General features: G+C 50.2%; 30 protein-coding genes and 3 tRNA genes. 10 read left to right on the top strand and 23 right to left on the bottom strand.

The genetic code is table 11. The features are described 5' to 3' along the window. Positions 1–31: 31 nt before the first annotated feature. Positions 32–589 (bottom strand): DJ-1/PfpI family protein, encoded by a 558-nt coding sequence (locus ABVM99_RS15500; protein WP_023194819.1) that lies wholly within the window; start codon positions 587–589, stop codon positions 32–34. A gap of 550 nt (positions 590–1,139) precedes the next feature. Between ABVM99_RS15500 and ABVM99_RS15495 the strand changes: the two genes are divergently transcribed. After that, a complete protein-coding gene (locus ABVM99_RS15495; protein ID WP_000741707.1) occupies positions 1,140–1,643 on the top strand; it encodes a non-heme ferritin-like protein in 504 nt (167 codons plus the stop codon). Between the two features lie 178 nt (positions 1,644–1,821). On the opposite strand, the gene ABVM99_RS15490 is transcribed toward ABVM99_RS15495, so the two are convergent. Then, complete coding sequence (locus ABVM99_RS15490; RefSeq protein WP_000684804.1) at positions 1,822–2,460, bottom strand: RpiB/LacA/LacB family sugar-phosphate isomerase; 639 nt, start codon at positions 2,458–2,460, stop codon at positions 1,822–1,824. A 255-nt stretch (positions 2,461–2,715) separates the two neighbouring features. Here ABVM99_RS15490 and ABVM99_RS15485 point away from each other — a divergent pair, with 255 nt between their 5' ends. Then, positions 2,716–3,051 carry a YecR-like lipofamily protein gene (locus tag ABVM99_RS15485; protein WP_000803229.1) on the top strand — a complete coding sequence of 112 codons (336 nt, stop codon included), beginning with the start codon at positions 2,716–2,718 and terminating at the stop codon, positions 3,049–3,051. 239 nt (positions 3,052–3,290) lie between these two features. Beyond that, positions 3,291–3,788 (top strand): non-heme ferritin, encoded by a 498-nt coding sequence (gene ftnA, locus ABVM99_RS15480; protein ID WP_000920613.1) that lies wholly within the window; start codon positions 3,291–3,293, stop codon positions 3,786–3,788. A 45-nt stretch (positions 3,789–3,833) separates the two neighbouring features. Here ftnA and ABVM99_RS15475 read toward each other — a convergent pair whose 3' ends face one another. After that, on the bottom strand, positions 3,834–4,073 hold the full coding sequence (locus ABVM99_RS15475) for a YecH family metal-binding protein (RefSeq protein ID WP_000377238.1): 240 nt from the start codon (positions 4,071–4,073) through the stop codon (positions 3,834–3,836). Positions 4,074–4,299: 226 nt separating this feature from the next. Between ABVM99_RS15475 and tyrP the strand changes: the two genes are divergently transcribed. Further along, on the top strand, positions 4,300–5,511 hold the full coding sequence (tyrP, locus tag ABVM99_RS15470; RefSeq protein ID WP_001562965.1) for a tyrosine transporter TyrP: 1,212 nt from the start codon (positions 4,300–4,302) through the stop codon (positions 5,509–5,511). Between the two features lie 74 nt (positions 5,512–5,585). Here tyrP and ABVM99_RS15465 read toward each other — a convergent pair whose 3' ends face one another. From ABVM99_RS15465 to uvrY, 10 genes are all read right to left on the bottom strand, one after another. Continuing rightward, positions 5,586–6,251 (bottom strand): YecA family protein, encoded by a 666-nt coding sequence (locus tag ABVM99_RS15465; RefSeq protein WP_000781521.1) that lies wholly within the window; start codon positions 6,249–6,251, stop codon positions 5,586–5,588. Positions 6,252–6,489: 238 nt separating this feature from the next. Continuing rightward, complete coding sequence (locus tag ABVM99_RS15460; RefSeq protein WP_000240837.1) at positions 6,490–6,816, bottom strand: glucose-6-phosphate dehydrogenase; 327 nt, start codon at positions 6,814–6,816, stop codon at positions 6,490–6,492. A 212-nt stretch (positions 6,817–7,028) separates the two neighbouring features. Next, positions 7,029–8,468, bottom strand: coding sequence for an SH3 domain-containing C40 family peptidase (locus tag ABVM99_RS15455; protein ID WP_077684080.1), 1,440 nt, complete (start codon positions 8,466–8,468; stop codon positions 7,029–7,031). Between the two features lie 214 nt (positions 8,469–8,682). Then, positions 8,683–9,015, bottom strand: a complete 333-nt coding sequence (locus ABVM99_RS15450) for a hypothetical protein (RefSeq protein ID WP_023194821.1) — start codon at positions 9,013–9,015, stop codon at positions 8,683–8,685. Between the two features lie 250 nt (positions 9,016–9,265). After that, a tRNA-Leu gene (locus tag ABVM99_RS15445) sits at positions 9,266–9,352 on the bottom strand. An 11-nt stretch (positions 9,353–9,363) separates the two neighbouring features. Beyond that, a tRNA-Cys gene (locus ABVM99_RS15440) sits at positions 9,364–9,437 on the bottom strand. A 52-nt stretch (positions 9,438–9,489) separates the two neighbouring features. Continuing rightward, positions 9,490–9,565, bottom strand: a tRNA-Gly gene (locus ABVM99_RS15435). Between the two features lie 151 nt (positions 9,566–9,716). Beyond that, positions 9,717–10,265 carry a CDP-diacylglycerol--glycerol-3-phosphate 3-phosphatidyltransferase gene (gene pgsA, locus ABVM99_RS15430; protein ID WP_001160192.1) on the bottom strand — a complete coding sequence of 183 codons (549 nt, stop codon included), beginning with the start codon at positions 10,263–10,265 and terminating at the stop codon, positions 9,717–9,719. Between the two features lie 56 nt (positions 10,266–10,321). Beyond that, positions 10,322–12,154: an excinuclease ABC subunit UvrC gene (gene uvrC / locus ABVM99_RS15425; protein WP_023194822.1), complete on the bottom strand. Its 1,833-nt coding sequence runs from the start codon at positions 12,152–12,154 to the stop codon at positions 10,322–10,324. Next, the gene (gene uvrY, locus ABVM99_RS15420; protein ID WP_000611323.1) at positions 12,151–12,807 is read right to left on the bottom strand and encodes a UvrY/SirA/GacA family response regulator transcription factor; all 657 of its coding nucleotides are present in this window, start codon (positions 12,805–12,807) and stop codon (positions 12,151–12,153) included. The genes uvrC and uvrY overlap by 4 nt, the downstream gene beginning before the upstream one ends. 311 nt (positions 12,808–13,118) lie before the next feature. Here uvrY and ABVM99_RS15415 point away from each other — a divergent pair, with 311 nt between their 5' ends. Further along, entirely contained in the window at positions 13,119–13,274 is a 156-nt protein-coding gene (locus tag ABVM99_RS15415) for a hypothetical protein (protein ID WP_000546186.1), read from the top strand. After that, the gene (locus ABVM99_RS15410; RefSeq protein ID WP_000106483.1) at positions 13,271–13,495 is read left to right on the top strand and encodes a DUF2594 family protein; all 225 of its coding nucleotides are present in this window, start codon (positions 13,271–13,273) and stop codon (positions 13,493–13,495) included. The genes ABVM99_RS15415 and ABVM99_RS15410 overlap by 4 nt, the downstream gene beginning before the upstream one ends. Positions 13,496–13,561: 66 nt before the next feature. On the opposite strand, the gene sdiA is transcribed toward ABVM99_RS15410, so the two are convergent. The 9 genes from sdiA to ABVM99_RS15365 form a co-directional block, all read right to left on the bottom strand. Beyond that, positions 13,562–14,284, bottom strand: a complete 723-nt coding sequence (gene sdiA, locus ABVM99_RS15405) for a transcriptional regulator SdiA (RefSeq protein ID WP_001648918.1) — start codon at positions 14,282–14,284, stop codon at positions 13,562–13,564. A gap of 233 nt (positions 14,285–14,517) precedes the next feature. Then, the gene (gene tcyN, locus ABVM99_RS15400; protein WP_052938249.1) at positions 14,518–15,270 is read right to left on the bottom strand and encodes an L-cystine ABC transporter ATP-binding protein TcyN; all 753 of its coding nucleotides are present in this window, start codon (positions 15,268–15,270) and stop codon (positions 14,518–14,520) included. Further along, entirely contained in the window at positions 15,267–15,935 is a 669-nt protein-coding gene (gene tcyL / locus ABVM99_RS15395; RefSeq protein ID WP_001158238.1) for a cystine ABC transporter permease, read from the bottom strand. The genes tcyN and tcyL overlap by 4 nt, the downstream gene beginning before the upstream one ends. A 20-nt stretch (positions 15,936–15,955) precedes the next feature. Beyond that, a complete protein-coding gene (gene dcyD / locus ABVM99_RS15390; protein WP_023195740.1) occupies positions 15,956–16,942 on the bottom strand; it encodes a D-cysteine desulfhydrase in 987 nt (328 codons plus the stop codon). Positions 16,943–17,095: 153 nt separating this feature from the next. Then, positions 17,096–17,896 (bottom strand): cystine ABC transporter substrate-binding protein, encoded by an 801-nt coding sequence (gene tcyJ / locus ABVM99_RS15385; protein WP_000761634.1) that lies wholly within the window; start codon positions 17,894–17,896, stop codon positions 17,096–17,098. A 146-nt stretch (positions 17,897–18,042) separates the two neighbouring features. After that, positions 18,043–18,594 (bottom strand): flagella biosynthesis regulatory protein FliZ, encoded by a 552-nt coding sequence (gene fliZ, locus ABVM99_RS15380; RefSeq protein ID WP_000218080.1) that lies wholly within the window; start codon positions 18,592–18,594, stop codon positions 18,043–18,045. A 58-nt stretch (positions 18,595–18,652) separates the two neighbouring features. After that, entirely contained in the window at positions 18,653–19,372 is a 720-nt protein-coding gene (locus ABVM99_RS15375; protein WP_001087453.1) for an RNA polymerase sigma factor FliA, read from the bottom strand. Positions 19,373–19,568: 196 nt separating this feature from the next. Beyond that, on the bottom strand, positions 19,569–20,774 hold the full coding sequence (gene fliB, locus ABVM99_RS15370; RefSeq protein ID WP_023195741.1) for a flagellin lysine-N-methylase: 1,206 nt from the start codon (positions 20,772–20,774) through the stop codon (positions 19,569–19,571). Positions 20,775–20,852: 78 nt separating this feature from the next. Further along, entirely contained in the window at positions 20,853–22,352 is a 1,500-nt protein-coding gene (locus ABVM99_RS15365; protein WP_052938248.1) for a FliC/FljB family flagellin, read from the bottom strand. 256 nt (positions 22,353–22,608) lie between these two features. Between ABVM99_RS15365 and fliD the strand changes: the two genes are divergently transcribed. The 4 genes from fliD to amyA all read left to right on the top strand — a co-directional run bounded on the left by fliD (position 22,609) and on the right by amyA (position 26,358). Next, complete coding sequence (fliD, locus tag ABVM99_RS15360) at positions 22,609–24,012, top strand: flagellar filament capping protein FliD (protein WP_023194907.1); 1,404 nt, start codon at positions 22,609–22,611, stop codon at positions 24,010–24,012. A 14-nt stretch (positions 24,013–24,026) separates the two neighbouring features. Further along, entirely contained in the window at positions 24,027–24,434 is a 408-nt protein-coding gene (fliS, locus tag ABVM99_RS15355) for a flagellar export chaperone FliS (RefSeq protein WP_000287764.1), read from the top strand. Then, positions 24,434–24,802 carry a flagella biosynthesis regulatory protein FliT gene (fliT, locus tag ABVM99_RS15350; RefSeq protein WP_000204899.1) on the top strand — a complete coding sequence of 123 codons (369 nt, stop codon included), beginning with the start codon at positions 24,434–24,436 and terminating at the stop codon, positions 24,800–24,802. The genes fliS and fliT overlap by 1 nt, the downstream gene beginning before the upstream one ends. A gap of 71 nt (positions 24,803–24,873) precedes the next feature. Then, a complete protein-coding gene (amyA, locus tag ABVM99_RS15345; RefSeq protein ID WP_000795474.1) occupies positions 24,874–26,358 on the top strand; it encodes an alpha-amylase in 1,485 nt (494 codons plus the stop codon). Between the two features lie 39 nt (positions 26,359–26,397). On the opposite strand, the gene yedD is transcribed toward amyA, so the two are convergent. Continuing rightward, the gene (gene yedD, locus ABVM99_RS15340) at positions 26,398–26,811 is read right to left on the bottom strand and encodes a lipoprotein YedD (RefSeq protein WP_000754694.1); all 414 of its coding nucleotides are present in this window, start codon (positions 26,809–26,811) and stop codon (positions 26,398–26,400) included. Positions 26,812–26,975 lie beyond the last annotated feature (164 nt).

Raw genomic sequence — 26,975 nt, 5'->3', positions numbered from 1 at the left:
GCTAATCCTTACGGCCCTGGGTGAATAACGATTACCAGGGATAATAGATATGTTCAGCCTGTTCGCGAACCGACGCATCGTCTCCCAGCAGTCTGGCGGAAAGGGTTAGCGCGAAATCAAAGACATGACCCAAGCCTTTGCCGCTAATTAAATTACCATCTTCAACAACGGGCGCATCCACATAGACACCTTCCGGAACCGCTTTCCACAGGTCGCCGGAACAGACATAACGACGCCCCTTCAGCAATCCGTGAGCACCCAGCACCCTTGCCGCCGTGGAACAGATAGGACAAATTAATTTGCCTGCCGCATCATGACGCGCAACGAAAGCGATCACCGCCGGATTAGCCGCCAGATTAGCGCTCCCCTGCGGACCGCCCGGCAGCACTACCGCATCGAAAAGCGCCTGCTGGCGTTCACTCAGCGTGCTGTCCGCAACCATAGGAATATCATGGTAACTCACCACCGCCCGTGATTCAGCACACGCCAGCGTTTCGACGTCGATATGCAAACGTCGCAGAATATCAAGAGTAACAATGGCCTCTGCTTCTTCAAATCCTGGCGCCAACAGCACCGCGACCTTTTTCATTGACTGCTCCTTGTTAACGAGTCACCCATCAAAACTGCGCTCAACCGAATAATGTGCTCGTATGATTAATGACATTAAAAATGATCTACCGCAAAATCGGCTAGTTTATAAAAACAGGCATATTTGCTCTCAACCGTTTATGCGTGTGATATCCAGACTGACTAATGTTTATTTTATTGAAATTACCATACTTGAAAGACACACCTCATGATCTGAAACAATGTTTCATAAACCAGAAATCCATATAATATCATTTAACTTTCAAACGGTTGCAATCTCTCTACACTCAAAATCATTACACCTGAAAAAATCACACCGCTGAAAATGTAAAAAAAGATAAACAATTGCATTTAAGGATTTTCTTATTTTTATTGACGCGCTATTCTCATTACCGATCGATAAACAGGAAATGAGATCGCATAAGGGACTGGCGGAACGGAGTTCTTCTGCTAAGAGTATTTATTGTGCATAGAGGTAAGAATGTGACAACGGCCCGTTGCATTCTCGTCTGTCATGCACATCAACACTTTCTGGAAATAAGGATATTGTTATGGCAGCTGTAGGAATGGTTCAAAAGCTCAACACGCCAATGAACCTTGAGTTTTACGCATCAAATCTTTACCTCCATCTAAGCGAATGGTGTTCTGAACACAGTTTAACAGGCACCGCCACCTTTCTTCGTACCCAGGCGCAAGGCAACGTGACGCAAATGATGCGCATGTTTAATTTTATGAAAAACGCCGGCGCCACCCCTATCGTTAAAGCCATTGACGTTCCGGGTGAAGAGCTCTGCTCTCTGGAAGAATTGTTCCAGAAAACCCTGGAGGATTATCAGCAACGCGCCAGCACGCTGTCGCGTCTGGCAGATGAAGCGAAAGCGCTGAATGATGCCTCAACGCTTGATTTTCTCCATACCCTGGAAAAAGAGCAGCAGCAGGATGGCGTACTTTTACAAACTATTCTCGAAGAAGTTCGCAGCGCTAAACGAGCAGGGCTATGCCTGGCGCAAACCGATCAGCATCTCCTTAACGTCGTGACCTATCAGCATCACTGATAGCGGCACCCCGAGCGACAATATTGAGACGTTATTAGCCGGATAGCAACGCGAAGCAGCTTATCCGGCCTACACCGTTTCTGATCTGTTTGCCAGAGGTGGCGCCTGTCGCTACTGGCGTATTATCGGCACATCATGCCAGCCGACAGGCGCGAAACGCCTCTGTCTTGTCCAGGCATTACCCCAGCATCTCACGTACAAACGCTTCTATTTCTTTATTCTGGCCGTTTTCAAACAAACATTGCTGGAAACGCGGCCCTGAAACCGCCGTTTTAACCAGTTCAGGATCGATAGCCCGCAGTGTATCCAGATAATTCTCTTTGACGACCGCGGCCTTAACCTGGTTCAAAATGCCCGCATTGCGTACCTGCGGCGCTTTGCGCTCAGGCGGATACCCCTCGCCTTTACGCCCGGTAAACGCTTTTTCAAAGATGAAACGCACGTTCAGCTCAGCGCCCCAGCCAAAGCCTTTCGCAAATGGCAGGGACAACGCATTGCCGTTGTTGATCTGCGCAAACAGAAAAGCATCTGCCGGATCGATGCAATAGCCACAAATGACACCTGGATGAATATTTAACGACATCAGCGCGCCCTGCCCGGTGCCACAGCCAGTAACCACAAAATCAACCGCGTTTGCATTAAGCAAAATACTCGCCATGATGCCTAAATGAATGTACGTCAGGTGATGGTCATTTTCGTCGCACATGCCGACGTTAAAAACGGGAAATCCCTTTTCATTGGCGACGGCGCTAAGTTCGTTATAAATGATGGCATTTTTGCTGGCCTGGCTATTTTCCATCATCAGTGCAATTTTCATCGTGTTCCTCCTGAATGCAGACGGTCGCGTCTGCGTAAATCATGACGTTTTGCCCACACTACACACTCAAGAACACGCATTCAAATTTAATGAAACCAAGTTTCATTAAATGAAGAGACGCTCACACATTTTCTGTTCCCGCTGTAAACCTCCTGCCGTTACCTTTAATCAAGGCGAATCCGTAAGTTATTCCAGCCATTGACGGTGCAAGACACGAGGTAGCATGGTCTGATACCGAATTGTCGGAGCGATTTTATGAAGCCTCTTATTTTTACTCTTTCACTGCTAGCCCTGACGGGATGCACCATTACTCGACAAGCGCAGGTCAGCGAAGCCAGCCCGATAAGCGGCATCGTGCGCCTGACGTATAACCAGCCGCTATTTTTTACTTCACGGACAGATGACTATGTATCTCACGGGACCGCAACACGCGAATGCCAGCAGATGGGCTATGCCGATGCCGTTTCGTTTGGTCAGCCGGTAGGAACCTGTAGCATTTATGCGGGCTCGTTGTGTCTGAACACCCGATTTACCCTCTCCTGGCAGTGCCGGGGCGTTGCCGTCCCGCAAATCATGCCGCTTTATTATTAAGGCGGCTGGCTTAACGCCGACACCATGTACAATGGAGGAGAGTGCAGGGTCGCTATTGCCAGCATGAAGGTGCTGGCTTTTCTTTATTTTTATACGCTATACACTGGCGTTAATGCGTTTTATTCCCATTCGTATTTTTAATAATTAAATTTAATATTTTACCTTTTGCAAATAATAAAATAACAAATTATAGTGGCGCCACATTACTGTATATCTTTTGCTATTTGTGGAGCGGAACCATGCTGAAAACAGAAATGATCGACAAACTGAATGAGCAAATGAATCTGGAGTTATACTCCTCCCTGCTCTATCAACAAATGAGCGCGTGGTGCAGCTATCACAGTTTTGAAGGCGCGGCCGCATTTCTTCGTCGCCATGCGCAAGAAGAGATGACGCATATGCAGCGCCTGTTTGACTACCTTACCGATACCGGAAGCCTGCCGCGCATTCATACCGTTTCTTCGCCCTTCGCTGAGTACACCTCACTGGATGAACTGTTCCGCGCGACCTATGAGCATGAGCAGCTTATTACGCAAAAAATTAATGAACTGGCTCATGCCGCAATGACCAGCCAGGATTATCCGACATTTAATTTCTTGCAGTGGTATGTGGCAGAACAGCATGAAGAAGAAAAATTATTCAAATCTATTATTGATAAATTAACGCTGGCGGGAAAAAGCGGCGAAGGGCTTTATTTCATTGATAAAGAACTCTCCACACTGGATACGCAAAATTAATCCAGCACGTCCTTACACGGTGAGACGCGCTCTCACCGTGGCGTATTAATGGCGGCAGATTTTACTCTCATGCGTTGAAAAACCGTCCTCCACGGCAATAAACTTTCCTTTCGCCGCCAGAAACGCGACCAGTTCCGCCGCCGTCATATCTGACGCTGAACAGGTGTGAAATCGTGCCCGCTCGCCAAAGCGCGCTTTTATTGCCGCCTCCAGCGAGGTATGCGTGTACTGCTCGCCAGACTCAATCATCATGTTGAGTACTTCGTGACCGTGAATGGAATCCATAACCCCTCCTGAATAAAACTCGTAGCCTAATGTGTCCGTGTGCGAGCGACTTTGCGCTAGCGCAGGTTTGCGGCGGTTGTCTGCGTCTCCTCCCATATTCGCTTTTACGCCCGGAACTGTAAATTTTACAGTACACCCATTGTAACGACCATTTGACGAAAATAGCGTAATGCCTTACCCTGCGCCGCGGATATCACCGTTCTTTGTTACCGGGGTAGTAGAAAGCGTGAAAAACAGAACTCTGGGCAGTATTTTTATCGTGGCAGGCACCACTATCGGCGCCGGGATGCTGGCAATGCCGCTGGCAGCGGCTGGCGTTGGTTTCAGCGTCACGCTGGGATTGTTGATTGGCCTGTGGGCGCTGATGTGTTATACCGCGCTACTATTACTGGAGGTATATCAACACGTTCCGGCGGATACCGGACTGGGCTCGTTGGCAAAACGCTATCTTGGACGTTACGGACAGTGGCTTACGGGATTCAGTATGATGTTCTTAATGTATGCGCTCACCGCCGCCTACATTTCCGGAGCCGGAGAATTACTGGCATCCAGTATTAATAACTGGCTTGGCGCCACGCTCTCGCCCGCCGCCGGAGTACTGCTGTTCACCTTTGTTGCCGGTGGAGTGGTGTGTGTGGGCACCTCGCTGGTCGACCTTTTTAACCGCTTCCTGTTTAGCGCAAAGATCATTTTTCTGGTCATCATGCTTGCGTTGCTCACGCCACATATTCATAAAGTAAATCTTCTTACGCTTCCTTTACAGCAGGGGCTGGCATTGTCCGCCATACCGGTCATTTTCACCTCGTTTGGTTTTCACGGAAGCGTACCGAGTATTGTGAGTTATATGAACGGCAACATTCGCCGGCTGCGTTGGGTCTTTATGACGGGTAGCGCCATTCCGCTAGTGGCCTATATTTTTTGGCAGCTCGCCACGCTGGGAAGTATCGACTCGCCGACATTCAGAGGGCTACTGGCCAGCCATGCCGGGTTAAATGGCCTGCTGCAGGCGCTCAGAGAAGTGGTCGCTTCGCCACATGTCGAACTGGCGGTCCACCTGTTCGCCGATCTGGCGCTGGCGACCTCTTTTCTGGGCGTAGCGCTAGGATTATTTGATTACCTGGCCGATCTATTCCAGCGCCGCAGTACGGTGTCTGGACGCCTGCAAACCGGGCTGATTACCTTTCTGCCGCCGCTGGCGTTTGCGCTTTTCTACCCACGTGGATTTGTGATGGCATTAGGCTATGCCGGCGTAGCGCTGGCAGTGCTGGCACTGCTCATCCCAGCCATGCTGGTCTGGCAATGCCGTAAACAGAGCCCTCAGGCGGGATATCGTGTGGCAGGCGGCACGCCAGCGCTGGCGCTGGTGTTTATCTGCGGCATTGTCGTGATTGGCGTCCAGTTTTCGATCGCACTGGGGTTCCTGCCCGATCCGGGTTAATGCCAGGCAAAGATTACCGGGCCCGGACGCCGTCCAGGCTCGATAATCGTCACGCTATGGCCGTTTACGAGCCATTAATGCAGGCAGCACTGCTTAAATTTTTTGCCGCTCCCGCATGGACAAGGATCGTTACGCCCCACTTTCACCTCTGCTTTTATCGGCATCTGTAGCGGCGTCGTGTGCGGATGCGCCATCCACCAGGCATGCAGCTCAAGCGCCGCGATACGGATAGCGTCAACGCTTTTATCGAACGCTTCCGGGCTCATTTTATCCAACAGCGCAAAGTTTTCTTCAGTGCCGTGTAAGGCAATCGCTTCCAGCGCCGGTTTTAGCGTATCCGGCAAGTCAGACCAGTCGGACAGCGACACTCCGCGCATGTAACCAAAGCACCATTCTTCAACAATCGTTAATTCATGGCCATCAACTTCTCGCAGGCCAAACAGCGGCTCGAACTGTTCTGGATAGTCTTCAAGCCGGGCGGCTGTGTCCGCCATGTGCTGGAACACCAGATCCATAAATCGCGTCATTTCTTTTTCAGATGTCCAGCGCGGTACGTACGCGGGTCCCCCCCATATCGCGACCAGCCACTGTTCCGGCTCGATGGGACGCGGAGAACTTAGTACCGCAGTAATCAGACCGTCCAGCTCCGCGACATCCAAAATGGCCTGATCGGTATTGTATTTCGTCAGCACATCATCCAGCCATTCCAGCTCGTTCTCGTTTAATGGTTCCATTTTCATAACGCTTTTCCTCAGTGATGACTTCCGCCTGTAGGCCTCTTACATTGCAGCGGATAAAAATAATTTTTTTGCAGGCAGTTTGGATGGCAACCATCAGGGGCCAGATTAACACGAAATGAGGAGGATTCCGGAAGTTAACGCACAAAAGGAGGATCAGGGCGCAGATTTTCCGCCAGGAAGCGCTCGCCCCACACAAAAGCGAGAGATGGGTTTCTCGCTATATTATACTCATGCTAACTTATACCACCGCCGCGGACAGATAAAACCGCCCTCTCAAATAGAGCTTATTTTCAGTAAAAAAGTGTTTAATGAGTTCGTCTACCGCTTCTCTGTCAGCAGAAAAGGTTATTTCCATAAACAGCGTATCGTACCCTATTTTGATATTTTTTTTCTTACAGTAAACACGGATCTCATCCTGCACACTCAGCAACGGCAGGCTAAATGTGTATAGCGGTTGCGGTTCTTTTTTCGCCGCTTTCTCAAAAACTTTAGTGACCAGATCCCCAAGATCGCGCTCTGACCGGGCACCGTTATTAAAATGCAATAAATTACGTCTTTTTACCACCCAGCCTCCAGCCAGATACCGCCAACAATAACTCTCACTTCAATGTGTGAGGCACATAATCACATCCAGAATCAGCTCCAGATAGTATTTCAAATAAACAGCCCGCACTATAGCGCATACTTTTTTCAGACACAGTTTACAGGGATACTCTCTTTATATCCACGAGCACGGTTGCCTTAATCATATCTTCCGCGATAACACAGTTTGTCAACCTATTCTATATAACCAAGCTTAAACAGAACCTTACCAGCCAGCGATATCAGCTCAGGATTTTCAGGATAAAAACGCAGTAACGGCAAAAATACTGCCTCACCGATAATGCTCCGGCTATTAGCATGGTTTGGGCGCAATCCCCAGATATTCTGATAAGTCATCGGCACAACCTGCCCATTCATGGTTGTGTTACCGATATACAGCATAATATGCCCTGGAATATAGACCAGCGTAGTAAACGGCTTTCCGTATCTGGTGAGATAATCGATCCGCATTTGGGGATTTTTATGACTAAGATCGACCCCCCGTCCAGCAGACTCTACCTGCGCGGATGAATGTCTGGGCAGGAATATGCCAAACGGCATTAACAGGCTGCGGACTTCGGCTGAACAATCATTATAAAAGTTAAAATTTCCCCAACCGTAGGGGGCGCCGTGCATTGCTTTCATTAGCACGGCGATATTTTCCGGCGTCATTTTCCACGGCATAGCCGTAAACTCGTTACCGCTTAGCCAGACCCAATGGATAAACGCACGACCATTGCTGTCGCGAACTGGCGCCGCAATCAGGAACTGGCCCGCCCGTTGATGTCGGAACGGTAAAATAGTGCCCGGTCGCCCGGTGAAATAATAGACGCCTGCGGCATGGACAGAAACCGGCGCGTTGATAAATGCCCCCAGTTGCTTATGAGCAAGCAAAACCCACTGTGTTATAAATTTCTGATCCGTACTGGCAATATCTTCACTATGAACCCAGCCAGTTACCGCTGGTGAAACGACATATTGCCAGCGTTGGTCTTTGCTCTTAGTCAGCGTATAGACCGGCGTACCGGGACGCAGCGAAGACATTTGTAAATTATCAAACGGATACCCCTCGCCTGCCTGACGGGGATCGTTAAAGAGCGGGTCGTCCGTTGGCAGCGCTCTGACTAAACTTTCTCTGACCATAATGCCTCGCCGGGAGGCATGATAGATATTGTCAATCTGCGTATCCGTATTCCCTCTAACCTCCTCTTTCCAGCGAGAGGTATAAAGTCTGAGGTTTTCCCCCCAATAAGCACTGCCGTCGCTAAGAAACTGCTTAATACTGGCATCCCGGGCCTGTGCTGCGTTTTTTTTCAGCAATGCGGTAATATAAAAACCATTCCACGGCGAGTGCGCTTCACTGTCCATTCCGAAATAATGAGATTTTAGTGCGTTAAAGTAGCGTTGTTGGGTAGCACTATCAATAACCGGAATAGTGTAATCAGCCGAGTCCGGAGGTATCCATTTATCAACCGACTGTGAATAATCCGCTAACGGAAAGCGTGTTTTTGTCGGGTCAATATAGCTCCCTGTGAGAATTTCATCTTTGGCTGTTGATCGGTTGGTCGTCTGGTGGCAAGCGGTGAGGCACAATGGTATCAATAAAACGGCCCAGGTTTTCTTTTGCATCATCATCTCCGTAAAGCGGGGAAAGCATAATATAGAGACTGACCAAAACCGCCATTCACGAAAACCCGAAATTATCTGTAGTTGACCTGTTATTAAGACAATATTGCAAAACGTGATTAAAGCATGAAGCGGATCACATTACCTTATGATGAATATTAGTTCGCTATCTACCTTTAATTAAATTGTGCAGAAAACACCCCCTGAACAGTTATATACTCGTTTAATTTGCATAAATACTCCACTGGCCCGCCCCTGTTTTTTTCAGACAATACATACTGTAGCGCGTCAGTTCTACTTTTTTTATATACTCTGCAAAGTCATTTTCATCGACGTAGCCAATAAAATTACGCGCATTACATGTCGAAGAGGAAAGCTCACCGGGAAGAGAGTAGGTTACGATTGCACTCTCAGGCTCATACAAAATAAAAAAAAGTAGCAAAGCGCAACCTACAATCCCAATATTAATGAAGCTAATAAATAATTTTGCATTATCGGTATATTTCACTGGCAGACCTACTCTCTTTAATAAAGCAGGCATAAAACATATCAGCATTTTTTATAGAGATTAATGGATTTTATCGGCTGATTTACCCGATGTTTAGTATTTACCAGCCATAAGTTCTTGCGGGTCGGTAGCACATAACTGCTGTACTGGCAGAAATGCCGCTACCGGTGTTTTTTTACTGTGTATCGCGCTGGAAAGTTCACGCTCGCGGTCGGCATACAAACTGAAGGCACAAAAAAACCACCCGTAGGTGGTTTCACGACACTGCTTATTGCTTTGATTATTCTTGTCTTTCCCATGGTACCCGGAGCGGGACTTGAACCCGCACAGCGCGAACGCCGAGGGATTTTAAATCCCTTGTGTCTACCGATTCCACCATCCGGGCTCGGGAAAAATTGGAGGCGCGTTCCGGAGTCGAACCGGACTAGACGGATTTGCAATCCGCTACATAACCGCTTTGTTAACGCGCCAAATTTTTTTGGCTTTTCAGCCAGCATCCGCTTTACGCCAATGCTTTTAAACTGGAGCGGGAAACGAGACTCGAACTCGCGACCCCGACCTTGGCAAGGTCGTGCTCTACCAACTGAGCTATTCCCGCAGTATCAAGCAACTTTGTTAATCACTTGATTTTGTTATCGTCTGGCAATCAGTGCTGCCGTTCGATGCGTTGCATTCTACTTACCTGACGCACTGAGTCAACGATATTTTTCGTCACTCACGATCGTTTGCTGAAATTTGCGGCGAAACGATCACTGATCAAGCAAATCTCCGCGTGCAGCGCTCAAATATTGCAACATGGACCACAACGTTAGCACCGCTGCGACAAAGAAAAGCGCGATCCCGGCATACTCTACCCAGATATTCGGACGCCACAAGAGCCACGCCAGCGCCACCATCTGCGCGGTAGTTTTGACTTTACCGATCCAGGAGACCGCTACACTACTGCGTTTGCCCAGCTCCGCCATCCATTCACGCAGAGCAGAGATAATAATTTCGCGGGCTATCATCGTCGCCGCAGGTAACGTCACCCACCAGCTATGATAATGCTCAGTGACCAACACCATGGCGATCGCCACCAGCACCTTGTCGGCGACGGGGTCGAGGAAAGCGCCGAAACGCGTACTCTGGTTCCAGCGTCGCGCCAGAAAGCCGTCAAACCAGTCGGTAATAGCGGCAATACAGAAAATCAGCGCGCTGACCATCGGCGCCCAGGCGAACGGCAAATAAAACACCACGACAAAGAATGGAATCAGGATGACGCGAAACAGCGTGAGCAACGTAGGGATATTAAATTGCATAGTGACGGGTAACTATCTGTTGTCAGTGAAATTACCCCTATGTTGCTACAGTGGCCTCAATGTTTCAACGACCAGAAGATCTTTTCTGCCAGACCTTGCGAAATACCCGGCACTTTTGCAATTTCTTCTACGCTGGCGTTACGTAGTCCTTGCAAACCGCCCATATATTTCAGCAGCATCTGGCGACGTTTAGGCCCAACGCCTTCAATAGTTTCCAGCGTACTGGTATTTTTAACCTTCGCGCGTTTTTTACGGTGCCCGCCGATCGCGTGATCGTGCGACTCATCGCGAATATGCTGAATAACATGCAGCGCCGGCGAGTCCGGCGGCAGGCTAAACCCCTCGCCTTCCGGTTCAAAAAAGAGTGTTTCCAGACCGGCCTTTCTGTCCGCGCCTTTGGCGACGCCAAGCAGCAAAGGGTGATGCTTATCCCAGGGGACATCCAGCTCAGCGAAAACGGCTTTCGCCTGAGCGAGCTGCCCTTTTCCGCCGTCGATCAGAATAACATCCGGAATCTTACTTTCTTCTATGGCCTTGCCATAACGCCGACGTAGCACCTGATTCATCGCCGCGTAGTCATCACCCGGCGTGATGCCCGCAATATTATAACGACGATACTCGGCGCGTAACGGCCCGTTAGCGTCAAATACCACACAGGATGCGACCGTTTGCTCCCCCATGGTATGGCTGATGTCAAAACATTCCATCCGCTTGATCGCAGGAAGTTTTAATACCGCCGCCAGCGCAGTCAAACGCTGCGTGATGGTGGACTGCTGCGAAAGTTTTGTGATTAAGGCCGTTGCCGCGTTGGTCCGCGCCAGCTTGAGATAACGGGCGCGATCGCCACGCGGTTTTGTCTGGACATGAATACGCCGTCCGGCAAGTTCCGACAACGAGTCGGCGAGCAGCGTTTTATCGCTAAGATTAAAATCGAGCAGTATTTCGCCCGGTAGCGTACGCATCTGGCTACCCTGCAGGTAAAACTGCCCGACAAAGGTTTCCACCACTTCGCCCAGTTCCGTACCGCCAGGTACTTTTGGAAAATAGCTGCGGCTGCCCAGCACCTTACCCTGGCGAATAAACAGCACATGCACACAGGCCATACCCGCATCAAAAGCCACGCCGATAACGTCGAGATCGTCGCCCGCATTGGAGACAAACTGTTTTTCCGTGACCCGGCGTACCGCCTGGATCTGATCGCGAATACGCGCCGCCTCTTCAAATGCCAGATCCTGGCTGGCCTTTTCCATCCGGGCAATCAGCTGTGTTAAGACCTGGTCGTCCTTACCGGACAAAAACAACCGGACATACTCCACCTGTTGCGCATACTCCTCCTCGCTGACCAGTCCTGCAACGCAGGGGCCTAAGCAGCGGCCAATCTGGTATTGCAGGCAAGGACGCGAGCGGTTGCGATACACGCTGTTTTCGCACTGGCGGATAGGGAAAATTTTCTGTAACAGCGCCAGCGTTTCCCGCACGGCATAGCCATTAGGAAATGGACCGAAGTACTCGCCTTTCGCATGTTTGGCGCCACGGTGCATCGCCAGACGCGGATGGGTATCGCCGCTCAGAAAAATAAAAGGATAGGATTTATCATCACGCAACAACACGTTGTAACGCGGTTGATACAACTTGATGTAATTATGCTCAAGCAGCAACGCTTCCGTTTCGGTATGCGTTACCGTGACATCAATGTGTTGAATTTGCGCAACTAGCGCTTCGGTTTTACGCGAAGCCAGGTTGCTGCGAAAGTAGCTGGAAAGACGCTTTTTCAGGTCTTTTGCTTTACCGACATAAATAACCGTACCGCCGGCGTCATACATACGATAGACACCGGGTTGGCTGGTAACGGTTTTCAAAAACGCCTTTGCGTCAAATATTTCACTCACTGGCTTGTTAACGTCTCCGCATTACACAGGCCATGGCGGATTGCCAGGTGAGTCAGCTCAACATCACCATGAATGTTTAATTTACTGAACATACGATAGCGATAGCTGTTCACCGTTTTAGGACTGAGATTCAGCTGTTCTGAAATCTCATTGACCTTCTGACCCTTGGTGATCATCAGCATAATCTGCAACTCGCGTTCAGACAAACTGGCGAACGGCGTTTCCGTTTTTGCAGGCTCGATCTGACTGAGCGCCATCTGCTGAGCGATATCGGAGGCGATATAACGTTGTCCGGAATACACCGAACGAATAGCGCTCACCACCTCCTGAGGCGCAGCGCCTTTGCTGAGATAGCCAGCTGCGCCAGCCTGCATCACTTTGGCGGGCAACGGGTTCTCCGTATGGACGGTCAGCATGATCACTTTGATATCCGCTGTCGAGCGGGCAATTTTACGCGTCGCCTCAAGGCCGCCAATACCGGGCATGTTCATATCCATCAGCACGACGTCAACGGCGTTAGTACGGCACCATTTTACCGCATCCTCTCCGCAGCACGCTTCACCGACAACTTTAATGCCCTTTATATCTTCAAGAATGCGTCGTATCCCTGCGCGCACCAGTTCGTGGTCATCAACAAGAAGAACGTTGATCAAAGGAATATCTCCAGAATAGGGATAACGCTACTGATAGTTAATCGCCCTTATATTAGCTGGTTTTATCTCAACTTTGAAACGTAAAAAAACACCGGGTATTCGATTTTGCTCTCGTTTTTGGAAATTATGTTGTACGTCGTGTGGCAACTGCCAACGTTGTAGCCCCTTCTGACGGCGCTGTCCCGGGCTGCTATTTCATAATGGTGACAAAAATTTCACGTTCCGCTGTCTAAACACTAATTAGGGAATCAACTTTGTAACAATAATTAACGAGTAAAATACGCGTAATAAACAAAGAATGAAGAAAATATATGCATCACGCAGCAACGTTTATTTTGTGGGTAACCCCTCCGCTTTTTGATCAAAAAACAACCACTGCTATTTTTAGCGTAGCTTATGGTATACTCCGCCGCCTTAACATCTGCTATCGCACATTTTCACTGAAACATAACGAGGAAAATAAATGAGTACGCCTGATTTTTCCACCGCTGAGAATAATCAAGAACTGGCTACTGAAGTCAACTGCCTGAAAGCCATGTTAACGCTGATGCTGCAGGCGATGGGCCAGGCCGATGCAGGGCGCGTGATTCTTAAAATGGAAAAACAGATCGCGCAGATGGATGATGAAGCACAAGCGGCGGTATTTTCCAGTACGGTTAAGCAAATTAAACAGGCTTACCGCCAGTAGTAAAAAACCGGCTGTTAGCATCGCTTTCAGCCGGTTTCGCGTCTGGCGCGAAGCATCGTCAGCACGTCATATCAGACCTGTCGCCGCAGCGTAGCAGGCAATCTGTGTTTTATTTGGCGCATTGAATTTCTTCTGCATGTTTTTCTGATGGAAGTTAACGGTATTTTCAGAAATCGACAGAATAATGGCGATCTCCGATGAGGTCTTCCCTTCCGCCGTCCACTTCAGAATCTCTTTCTCACGTTTACTGAAACGCATCTCAGGCGCCATCACCATGTCGTCTTCAAATCTTGTCAGCGCCGAAAGACTCTCCCGCGCCAGCAGTTGCAACCTCAGCTCCACTTCATCGTAGGTAAACGAGGAGCAGCGTAAACTGCTACGGGAGAAAGATAAAAAGCCCAGCGCCCGGTTCGGCAACATCACACACTGGGTTACGCCTCTGCGTAATCCGAAACGCTGGGCGGCATCCCACATCGCCTGCGTTTCATGAAATAGCATGTCATCCCAATGTAAATGACCCTGCCTGAAATTTTCCGGCTTTAATACCGGATCGATCGCAAAATAGTTTTCGGACTGGTAATGCGTTACCCACGCCTGAGGATAGGTGGTACGAAGCGATATTTTAGGCCGGGTAAAGGGAACGGGATGGCGAACACACAGGGCATAATAATCAAATTCCAGCCGCTGTGTCTGATATTGCAATTCGGTATAAACATCCTCTGCTGCCGCCATCTCCTGAAAGCGTAACAACATTGCGCGTCGCCAGGTGAAGAAATCATTTTCCTGCATATTTTATGGTCACGCCTTTGATATTGATAATCATTATTATGAATAGCTTAAATTAACACATAAATAGTATTTATATATAAGAAATATCGGACGAAACGTAGAATACTTGAGCGGCATTACAGTTTTTTTGGCTTCCGCCAGAGAGCGAGGTTAATAATCTGGCAGAATGACTTCATAATTATTCATTGCGCTCGCCCGAGGCGCGGCTAATTCGGGCGAGCGTTGAAAAGGTATTATTTCACTAAAAATTTCTCAAGGAACTGGCGGGTACGCGGATGCTGAGGCTCGGCGAACAAGGTTTTCGCCGGCCCCTGCTCGACGATTTGCCCCTGATCCATAAATATTGCCCGGTCAGCCACGTCACGCGCAAAGCCCATTTCGTGAGTAACGATCACCATCGTGCGCTTTTCCTGCGCCAGCTGGCGAATCGTATTAAGCACCTCGCCGACTAATTCAGGATCAAGCGCCGACGTGGGCTCATCAAACAGAATCACTTCCGGGCGCATCGCCAGCGCGCGCGCAATCGCTACGCGCTGCTGTTGCCCGCCCGACAGGCGGCGCGGATAACGGGTCTCTTTACCGGCCAACCCGACTTTGGCTAACAGTTCCCGCGCCAGCGCCGTCGCCTCGGCTTTCGGCTCTCCCTTTACAATCACCGGACCTTCAATGATATTTTCCAGCACGGTACGATGCGGGAACAGGTTAAAACTCTGAAAGACAAAGCCGACATGCTGACGTAGCTGGCGAATCAACCCTTTTTGCTGGCTGAATGGGCGGGCGGTATCGATGATAATATCGTCCACTTTAATGGTGCCCGCTTCCGGTTGTTCCAGCAGGTTAATGCAGCGTAATAACGTTGTCTTCCCTGAGCCGCTCGGGCCGATAATGGCGACGACTTCTCCGGGCTTTACCTCAAGGTCAATACCGTGCAGCACCGTTTGACCATGAAATTTTTTGACCAGGTTGGTGACTTCGATCGCACTCATTTTGGCTCTCTCTCCTGGCGGTTAAGCTGGTTTTCAAAATAGTTTTGCAGTGCCGATAAGACGGTCGCCATTACCCAGTAGATTAACGACGCGGCCAGATACATGGTAAACACCTCCAGCGTTCGCGAGGTAATTAACTGCGCCTGGCGGAACAACTCCGGCACCTGAATCGTCGCGGCGAGCGACGTATCTTTCACCAGGCTGATAAAGCTGTTGCTCAACGGCGGAAGCGCGACGCGAGCCGCCTGCGGCAAAATAGCGCGACGTAGCGTTTGCCACGGCGTCATGCCAATGCTCGCCGCCGCTTCCCATTGTCCCTTGTCGATAGCCGAGATCGCCGCACGCAGCGTCTCGGACGTATAAGCCGCGGTGTTGAGCGATAAACCAATCATCGCCGCCGGGATAGGGTCCAGCTCAATACCAAATTGCGGCAGGCCGTAATAGATCATAAATAACTGGGCGATAAGCGGCGTACCGCGAAAAATCGAGATATAAAAGCGCGCCAGCCAGCGAACCGGCCATAGCGGAGACATCCGCATCAGCGCCAGCACAAATCCCAGCAGAAGACCAAAAAACATACCGCCAATACTCAGTTGCAGGGTAAAGACGGCGCCTTTAAGCAAATACGGCAGCGATTCAATAACCAGTTGGATACTTTCTTGCATTCGCGTTGATTACCTGGAGGTTATACATGAGGATGGTAGGCAAACAGCGCAGGCGCCCCACCGGTGTGAATAAAGAGAATCGGCCCGTCATCGTTAAAGCGTTTCTGGCTGATGCCGTCTATCAGACCCGCCATCGCTTTACCGGTATATACCGGATCCAGCAGCACTCCCTCCAGGCTCGCCAGCAGTTTCACCGCCTCCATCCCCGCGTCATTTGGCACGCCGTAACCCGGGGTAAAATAGTCATCCCATAAATGAATATCCGCCGTCGCCGTCAGCGCCAGCTGACCGGCAATAGCCTGCTGCAAGGCAATCACTTTGGGTTTCTGCTCGGCGACAGAACGTGAAACGGTCACGCCAATCAGTTCGACATCCGGCATCAGATGTTCCAGCCCGACAGCTAACCCGGCGTGCGTTCCGGCGCTACCGGAGGCCACCACCACCGAAGAGAGCCCGACGACCTCTTCACACTGCTGGGCGATTTCCAGGGCGCTCTCTACGTATCCCATTGCGCCCAGCGCGCTGGAGCCGCCGACCGGAATCACATAGGGCCTGAACCCTTGCGCTTCAATGCGCGTCGCCAGCGTTTGCAGCTGCGCATCCGGATCGGTTAGCGCATCGCACATCTCAATTTGCGTATTAAATAAATCCAGTAACAGGCGATTACCATTCGTCAGGTAATTTTCCGCGGTGGTACCGATTGGATTTTCCAGCAAAGCGACGCAATGCAGCCCCAATTTGGCCGCGACCGCCGCCGTCTGACGGACATGGTTCGACTGAATCGCCCCTGCGGTTATCAGCGTATCCGCCCCTTCTCGCAGCGCGTCGGCCACCAGAAACTCCAGCTTGCGCAGTTTATTGCCGCCCATTGCAATGGGCGTAACGTCATCGCGCTTAATGTAAATCTCACGGCCAAGATAATCAGACAATCGCGGCAGGTATTCGAGCGGGGTCGGCGCGCCGATAAGCTCCAGGCGAGGGAAGCGCGTTAAGTGATGTAGTGGCATTGAGCCTCCGGTAACGTTGTGGTGTGTTCTTTTTATTATGCACGTTGATCCAACGGAAATAAAAAAGGCGCCGATTCACGCGCCTCCGTTTGCTGACATAGTATGAGGTTGATATTGCCCGGCGGCGATCTGCCTGCCGGGCAACGTAGAGCATTATTGGGTCACGTCAGCGCCAAACCATTTTTCAGAGAGCGCTTTTAAGGTGCCATCTTTTTGCATTTCCGCAATGGCGTTATCTACCGCCTTCAGCAAGTCTTCGTTGCCTTTACGTAACGCAACGCCGGACTCCTGACGCGAAAACGCATCACCGGTGACAGCCAGCGTACCTTTGGTTTTTTTCACCAGATCCAGCGCCGCCAGACGATCGACTAAAATCGCGTCAATACGGCCTACGCGCAGATCCTGGTATTTTGTAGGATCATCGTCATAAGTACGGATATCCACGCCCTGAACATGTTGACGTAGCCATTCTTCATAGTTAGTCCCCAGCCCAACGCCGACTTTTTTGCCCTGCAGATCGGCCGCCGTTTTGATCGTGCCTTCATTGCCTTTTTTCACCAGCGCCTGAACGCCGGAGACAGTGTAAGGCGTAGAGAAATCATATTTTTTCTTGCGGACGTCTGAAATCGTGACCTGGTTTATCACTACATCAATGCGTTTAGCGTCCAGCGACGCCAGTATTCCGTCCCATTTGGTCGGCTTCAACGACGCTTTAACGCCCAGATGTTTTGCCAACGCCTCGGCGAAATCGACTTCAAAACCGGTTAATTTGCCGTCTTCGCCCTGAAAACTAAACGGCGGATAGGTACCTTCCAGCCCTACCAGCAGCGTGCCACGTTCTTTAACTTTGTTCAGCAAACCCTCATCGGCAAAGCTCTTCGCGCTCATTCCCGCCACCAGCGCTACAGCCATTACTCCCATCAGTGCCTGACGTCCCAGCAGTGCTAATTTCATAATAACCCCGAATATTGCCGTTAATGACCATAGACTGTGTCCCGCCATGGCGCATCGTCACGTCTCGCGAACCTTTGGGGGACTCAGCCTAATGTAGAAGGTTTGCCACGTTTCACCAACACGACTCTGCTACATCTTATGCTTTTTTAATATATATCAGAACTGGCGGTAAAGGGGGATTTCTGTCTGGGCGCAATCTGCTGATGCGCTTTATATTGCTGGTATTTACGTAGTGCGATACGGTAATTATTGGTGCTGGTTTCCGGTAACCATGGCGCCAGGCTTTCATCGAGAAAACCGTCCTGCAGCAGATCGTGGGAAATGTTTTGCTCGCTGAGGTAATTGCCAAGACGTCGTAAACGCACGACATATTCCCGCACCGTGCCATGGCTCATCTCGGTTTGTTCAAACAAATACTGTTTGAAACCGATAATATCGAAAAAATCACTCTGCTTTTTGCAGTGCAAATCGCCGCAAAAGCGACATAGCGCCACCCACTCCTTCTGCTCCCGCTGCCAGGCAGCGTCGTCAAGTAGCATATCCAGCTGTGAAATAGCGATTTTATTAACGATCTTGCCACGGCGAACCAGCGTAATGCGGTCGAGCAGCTTGTGACAATGCGCGCAATGCGTCTGGCTGTGTTTAAAGTCTTTAAGATAGCGGCTCAAGGGCCGCCTTTTAGGTTGCTGCACCGTCATGAGAACTCCTGGTAGTCTATACGTTGTGCGGCACTTTTCGGGTGCGACCATGCGCGACCTATAACTTACCCAGTTTGGTGCGTAATCGTTTGATGGCCTGACTATGCAACTGGCTGACCCGCGATTCGCCGACTTCCAGTACCGCGCCAATCTCTTTGAGGTTGAGCTCTTCCTGGTAATACAGCGTTAACACCAGTTGCTCGCGTTCCGGCAGCGATTCAATCGCGTCCATTACCCGCTGTCGCAGGTCGCCCTCCAGCAGTTGATGTAACGGGTTTTCCTGTTGATGTTCTTCAGTCACCAGTTCGATGCTATCGCCATGCTCTTCCCGCCACTCATCGTAAGAGAAAAGTTGGCTGTTGTTGGTATCGAGCAACATCTGACGATACTCCGCAACAGGGATGCCAAGACGTTCCGCCACTTCGGTTTCCGTCGCATTACGCCCCAGTTCCTGCTCCAGTTGTCCCATCGCCTGCGCCACTTCGCGGGCATTACGCCGGACGCTACGCGGCACCCAATCGCGGCTGCGTAATTCATCCAGCATCGCCCCACGAATACGCTGCACTGCGTAAGTGGTAAATGCCGTTCCTTGCAAAGCGTCATATCGGTCGACCGCATTTAATAACCCGATGCCGCCCGCTTGTAGCAGATCGTCCAGTTCCACGCTCGCCGGCAATCGCACCTGCAGGCGCAATGCTTCGTGACGCACCAGCGGTACATAACGCTGCCACAGCGAGTGTTTATCCATTACACCTTCAGCGGTATACAGTGAATTCACGATAAACAGCCCTGCGTTAAATGAGTTATCGGCATGATTATCCGTTTCTACAGAGGGTTCTATCGAAGGAATAAGGCTATAAAAGAAGGGTTATTTCACTTATGTAACCTGTAGCGCCTTTTTTGCGGCTAAAAGAGCAGAATAAAATCAGCCAGATAGGATAAACGGGATGCGCAAGCGCCCACCCCGAATAAAACTATGTCAGAAGATGAATCATCGACAGATCGTCGCCAGTACGCACCGTTTCTATATGGCGATGAAAATTCTTCGCCACCTCGCTGTTATGCTGGCTGCGGGAGTGAAAACTATACACAATATTGGTAACGTCATCCCACTCAAGCCGCCCGCGCTCATACACGCTGGCTGCCGTTAATAGCTTAATAAAGGCATATTCCGCCACGATAATATACAGCGCGCGTAACGGGTCGACATTCGGCTGGTTGGGGAAATTATTTTCCCAAATTTTATAGAGAATTAAATTTCTGAAAGCCCAGTTCTTCTGCTGCTCATCCGCCTGTAAACAGCGCGCTAATGAGGACTCAATATCGCTCACCTTCTGCTCCATTGAAACGCCCTCTTCCGCCGTCAGCACCCGCAGAAGGCACTGGATATAGTGATCGAGGATAACACTGCCACGACTAAGCGGGAGCGAGCGGAAATAGTCCTGCATCTGCAATATCAGCGAGGTTTTTACCTTGCTGTCCGGCGCGATATTCATCAATTCCTGCGCCAGCACGCCGGTCTGCAATTGCTCAAGTAGCGCAGCATACACCTGTTCCAGTTCGCCCAGCGCCACATCATCAATTTTGGCAAATTTCTGTGCATACATGACGAATTTAATCAACGCATAGAGCGCCGCTTCCGTACTGCTGTTGGCATGGTTGATCAGACTCAGGCAAAACAGATTGAGTAACTTTTGCTGCGCTGGGAATAACGGCGCAGTATTGAATGTCTGCTGAATGATTGTTTTTTCGCCGAGCGCCATCGCGTCAGGATCGTTTAAAATGCGGGACGTCACCTCCGGGCAGGCAAGACTCAGGGAGTTACGTACCTCATTTTTGTAGGTATGATGCGCCCGCGGGAAAGAGGAACAGGTATGACTTAATGCCTTTGCGCCTAACGTTTTTTGTACCCGGCACAGACGGTCCTCATCCAGATAAGGGCAATTCCCCAGCGCCGAAGGCAGCTTAATTTCCCCCCAGTGGCTGTTGTTCTTTTTCAGCAGGATAATATGGTCTTGCGCGATGGTACGAATCGTCGTGTCTTTACTGGCGAGATACTTTTTGACCGTCGTCTTATCCAGCGTGATTTTCCAGCCCTTACAACAGTGGTCGCGGCAGGCCGAGCCAGAACAGGAAAAGCGGGTGACAAAGGCAGGTTCAGTGACGGTGATTTCTTTCATTACACAGGCTCCGGAATTAAAAAAGGCAGCTTTCGCTGCCTTGATTGTGTACCACGTGTCGGTGAATCAATCGCCGGATTAACGCAGTAAAGAGAGGACGTTTTGCGGAACCTGGTTCGCCTGCGCCAGAACGGAGGTACCGGCCTGCTGCAGAATCTGCGCGCGGGACATGTTGGAGACTTCGGTCGCGTAGTCGGAATCTTCGATACGGCTACGGGCTTCAGACAGGTTGTTTACGGTATTGCCGAGGTTGGTGATAGCGGAGTTGAAACGGTTCTGAACCGCACCCAGGTCAGAACGCAGCGCATCAACCTGCGCCAGCGCGGCATCAATTTTCTGCAGCGGATTTTCGGTGGTTTTAGCGGCTGCTTCAGCCAGCTCTGGCTGTGCTTTGAAATCATGACCAGCAGCTTTGCTGGCATTGTAGGTTTTACCGTCGATAGTAACAACTTCGGTTTTACCGTCTACGCCACCCAGTTGGTTTAGTGCAGATTTAGTGTTGCCGTCTTTATCAGTGTAAGAAGTAGTATTAACACTGAAACTACCATCTTTTTTCTGGGTAGCGGCATAGTAGCTATCGCCTACTTTTACAGCATAACCACCATCAATCGTCTTACCGTTTTTATCGGTATAAGACATTTTGACCATTTCTGCCGTAGCTGCATCAGCAGCATCGACGCCACCAGCAGTCAAAGCAGCTTTCACCTCAGCAGACGCCTTAATTGCTTTCTCTTCTTGGGTTTTCGTTACTTCAACAACACCTGCAGGTTTCGCAGTTTCTTTAGTAGTCGAGGCCCCCATTGTAACAGTGCCATCATCAGCAACATTGACTTTATAGTAGCCATTTTTAGCAGTATCAGCGGCATCAGAAAAGTCTACTTCAACATAATAATTTTTAGTAGCACCATCATAGTATACTTTGCCATCTTTAATGGAGCCACTCGTAGTGGTAGCTCCATCAACGCCAGTTTTAATATTCGCGCCAGTAAGACCTGTAGTATCCAAAGTAGAAACACCAGTCACAGCTTTGCTATCTACATCATACGCTTTCTGCACATTCAGCGTATCTAGACCCAGGGTCTGAGAGTTGATCTGCTTCAGATCGATATCGATAGTTTCACCGTCGTTGGCACCAACCTGGATGGTCAGTGTGTTGTCCTGCGCCAGGACTTTCACGCCGTTGAACTGAGTCTGGCCGGATACACGGTCGATTTCGTTCAGGCGCTGGGTGATTTCAGCCTGGATGGAGTCAAGGTCAGACTGGGAGTTGGTGCTGTTAGCAGACTGAACCGCCAGTTCACGCACACGCTGCAGGTTGTTGTTGATTTCGTTCAGCGCGCCTTCAGTGGTCTGCGCAATGGAGATACCGTCGTTAGCGTTACGGGAAGCCTGAGTCAGACCTTTGATGTTCGCGGTGAAACGGTTAGCAATCGCCTGACCTGCCGCATCGTCTTTCGCGCTGTTGATACGCAGACCGGAAGACAGACGCTCGATAGCGGTACCCAGAGCAGACTGGGATTTGTTCAGGTTATTCTGGGTCAACAGCGACAGGCTGTTTGTATTAATGACTTGTGCCATGATCTTTTCCTTATCAATTACAACTTGATGTTATTGGGCTGTTGCCCACGGTTTCTCACCGTAACCCTTGTATCGGCACCTGAATTTCGAACTTTAGAAAATTTTTCACTTCCCCCGATCTTTTTCTTAGGCGGCGAAATAGCCGCTTTATGCATCATTATTCCGCGCATTATTTTTGCAAAATTATCATTAAACTTTGCCTCCAGATTGCCGATAACGCGCTTAACTACTGTTTGCAATCAAAAAGGAAGAAGGCATGGCTTCAATTTCATCATTAGGTGTGGGATCAAACTTACCGTTAGACCAGTTGTTGACAGACCTGACAAAAAACGAAAAAGGACGCTTAACGCCAATTACCAAACAGCAGAGCGCGAATTCGGCAAAGCTAACCGCCTATGGCACATTGAAAAGCGCATTAGAAAAATTCCAGACGGCAAATACCGCGTTAAATAAAGCGGATTTATTTAAGTCTACCGTGGCGTCCAGCACGACGGAGGACCTCAAAGTCAGTACTACCGCTGGCGCTGCCGCAGGGACTTATAAAATTAGCGTAACCCAGCTTGCCGCCGCACAGTCGCTGGCGACAAAAACCACCTTCGCGACCACCAAAGAGCAGTTGGGCGATACGTCGGTCACGTCCCGGACAATTAAAATTGAACAGCCGGGACGTAAAGAGCCGCTGGAAATTAAGCTGGATAAAGGCGACACCTCCATGGAGGCGATCCGTGACGCCATCAATGACGCCGACAGCGGTATCGCCGCCAGCATCGTTAAGGTCAAAGAGAACGAATTCCAGTTGGTGCTTACCGCCAATAGCGGTACCGACAATACGATGAAGATCACGGTGGAAGGCGATACAAAACTTAACGATTTACTCGCTTATGACAGCACCACCAATACCGGCAATATGCAAGAGCTGGTGAAAGCAGAAAACGCGAAGCTGAACGTAAACGGCATCGACATTGAACGTCAGAGCAATACCGTAACCGACGCCCCTCAGGGAATTACGCTCACCCTGACGAAGAAAGTGACCGACGCGACCGTGACGGTAACGAAAGATGATACCAAGGCGAAAGAGGCGATTAAATCCTGGGTGGATGCCTATAACTCGCTGGTGGATACCTTTAGCTCGTTAACCAAATATACCGCCGTTGAGCCGGGCGAAGAAGCCAGCGATAAAAACGGCGCGCTGTTAGGCGATAGTGTGGTTCGTACTATCCAGACCGGGATTCGGGCACAATTTGCCAATAGCGGCAGTAATTCTGCGTTCAAAACAATGGCGGAAATTGGCATCACTCAGGATGGGACTTCCGGCAAACTGAAGATTGATGATGATAAGCTGACCAAGGTACTGAAAGATAACACAGCCGCAGCGCGTGAGCTGTTGGTAGGCGATGGTAAAGAAACGGGGATCACCACCAAAATTGCCACCGAAGTGAAAAGTTATCTGGCGGATGACGGCATTATTGATAATGCGCAGGACAACGTTAACGCCACGCTGAAAAGCCTGACGAAACAGTACCTGTCCGTTAGCAACAGCATCGATGAAACCGTTGCCCGTTACAAGGCCCAGTTTACCCAACTGGATACCATGATGAGTAAGCTGAATAACACCAGTACTTATTTGACCCAGCAATTTAATGCTATGAACAAGTCCTGATAACAGAGGTTACCATGTACACCGCGAGCGGTATCAAAGCTTATGCGCAAGTCAGCGTGGAAAGCGCCGTGATGAGCGCCAGCCCGCATCAGTTGATTGAAATGTTGTTTGATGGCGCGAATAGCGCTCTGGTGCGCGCTCGCCTGTTTTTAGAACAAGGCGATGTTGTCGCGAAAGGTGAAGCGTTAAGCAAAGCCATCAATATTATCGATAACGGCCTGAAAGCCGGTCTCGATCAGGAAAAAGGCGGTGAGATTGCGACGAATCTTTCCGAGCTATACGACTATATGATTCGCCGTTTACTGCAGGCTAATTTGCGTAACGACGCTCAGGCCATCGAAGAAGTGGAAGGGTTACTCAGCAATATTGCAGAAGCCTGGAAGCAGATTTCACCGAAAGCATCTTTCCAGGAGTCTCGTTAATGACCTCAACCGTGGAGTTTATCAACCGTTGGCAGCGTATTGCGCTGCTCAGTCAATCGCTGCTTGAACTTGCGCAGCGAGGTGAATGGGATCTCTTACTGCAACAAGAGGTCTCCTATCTGCAAAGTATTGAAACGGTGATGGAAAAGCAAACTCCACCGGGCATTACGCGAAGTATTCAGGATATGGTCGCCGGATACATCAAACAAACGCTGGATAATGAGCAGCTCCTGAAAGGGCTGCTGCAACAGCGACTGGATGAACTGAGTAGTTTGATCGGACAATCCACCCGCCAAAAATCACTCAACAACGCTTATGGCCGTCTTTCCGGTATGTTACTCGTGCCAGACGCGCCTGGCGCCTCATAATATTTTCCCGTCTCTTATGAAAATTCTTCCATACTCCAGAGGTCGGCTAAACGACTTCTGGAGCACGGAAGATGAAAAACCCCACGTTATTGCAGTACTTCCACTGGTATTATCCCGACGGCGGTAAACTCTGGTCTGAGCTGGCGGAACGTGCTGATGGGCTGAATGATATCGGTATCAATATGGTCTGGCTACCGCCCGCCTGTAAAGGTGCCTCCGGCGGCTATTCCGTAGGCTATGATACCTACGACCTGTTTGACCTCGGCGAATTTGACCAAAAAGGAACTATCGCGACAAAGTACGGCGATAAACGCCAGTTACTGGCGGCGATAGACGCGCTCAAAAAAAATAATATTGCGGTGCTGCTCGACGTCGTCGTGAACCACAAAATGGGCGCAGACGAAAAAGAACGTATTCGCGTTCAGCGCGTGAATCAGGATGACCGCACGCAAATCGATGACAACATCATTGAATGCGAAGGCTGGACGCGCTACACCTTCCCTGCCCGCGCGGGCCAGTATTCCAACTTTATTTGGGACTATCACTGTTTCAGCGGCATTGATCACATCGAGAATCCCGACGAAGACGGCATTTTTAAGATCGTCAATGACTATACCGGCGATGGCTGGAACGATCAGGTTGATGATGAGATGGGTAATTTCGACTATCTGATGGGTGAAAATATCGATTTTCGCAATCACGCGGTTACGGAAGAGATTAAATATTGGGCTCGTTGGGTCATGGAACAAACCCACTGTGACGGCTTTCGCCTGGACGCGGTAAAACATATACCCGCCTGGTTTTATAAAGAATGGATTGAGCATGTACAGGCGGTTGCACCAAAACCGCTGTTTATTGTCGCAGAATACTGGTCGCATGAAGTGGATAAACTGCAAACGTACATCGATCAGGTCGACGGGAAAACCATGCTGTTCGACGCGCCGTTGCAGATGAAATTTCATGAAGCCTCGCGCCAGGGCGCGGAGTATGACATGCGCCACATTTTCACCGGCACGCTGGTAGAAGCCGACCCTTTTCATGCGGTGACGCTGGTCGCTAACCACGATACACAACCGTTACAGGCGCTGGAAGCGCCGGTAGAACCCTGGTTCAAACCATTGGCCTATGCGCTGATCCTGCTTCGTGAAAACGGCGTACCGTCAGTGTTTTATCCCGATTTATACGGCGCCAGCTATGAAGATAGCGGCGAAAATGGCGAGACCTGTCGGGTCGACATGCCGGTGATTAACCAACTGGATCGGCTGATCCTCGCTCGTCAGCGTTTTGCGCACGGTATACAAACACTCTTTTTCGATCATCCTAACTGTATCGCCTTTAGTCGCAGCGGTACTGAAGAGAATCCAGGCTGTGTGGTCGTACTTTCCAATGGCGACGACGGTGAAAAAACCCTCCTGCTCGGCGACAATTACGCTAACAAGACCTGGCGTGATTTTCTGGGAAACCGCAGTGAGCATGTTGTAACTAATGATCAAGGCGAAGCGACGTTCTTCTGCAACGCAGGCAGCGTCAGCGTGTGGGTCATTGAGGACGTGTGATGAGCGTTCCCGGCGGCAGAGCGCTGCCGGGAAGCGAAATTACGGCAGCGGCGTCGGCAGCGGCGTTTTTTCTAACGCGGCGGCGCACTCCGGCGTCGGACGAGCGACCCGTTGCAGCGTCATGCCATCATATTCCAGGGTATTCCCGTCGCGCTCAATCTCATAGAGCTCACGCTTAACCGTAACATTGGTTAAGTCATCGGAGAGCATGGTCAGCTTGCCCGGCAGAGCAATAACGCGCTGCCACTGGCGGCAGTCCAGCGTATCGCCTTCTTTAGTCACTACCAGGCTGGCGATAGCTTCAGGGCTCACCAGCTTACGTTGCGGGCCTTTTGACTGCCAGTACCCTTCCAGACCGGCCGGCGCGGGCGTTTTCACCACATCATTATAGTTTTCCACCTCGGCGCATCCGGCCAGAACCAGCAATGCGCCAACGATCGCTACTTTTTTCATCATTCATCCTGCATCAGAAGAAAGAGGAATTGTGGCATTAAAGCCCTGACGCCGCCAGCCTTTCCAGGCGCTGGCCGCAATTTGATCCAGTCGGTATTACCGCTTATTAGGTGTAGGCAAATTCTGTGATCGGTGTAGTATGCGCACTTCTTGTTTCACACCTT

This window comes from Salmonella sp. SJTUF15591 (assembly GCF_043356435.1).
GTDB classification, from domain to species: Bacteria; Pseudomonadota; Gammaproteobacteria; order Enterobacterales; family Enterobacteriaceae; genus Salmonella; species Salmonella enterica.
The sequence above is the reverse complement of the archived record's forward strand: the minus strand, read 5'-3'. Positions and strand labels throughout refer to the sequence as shown.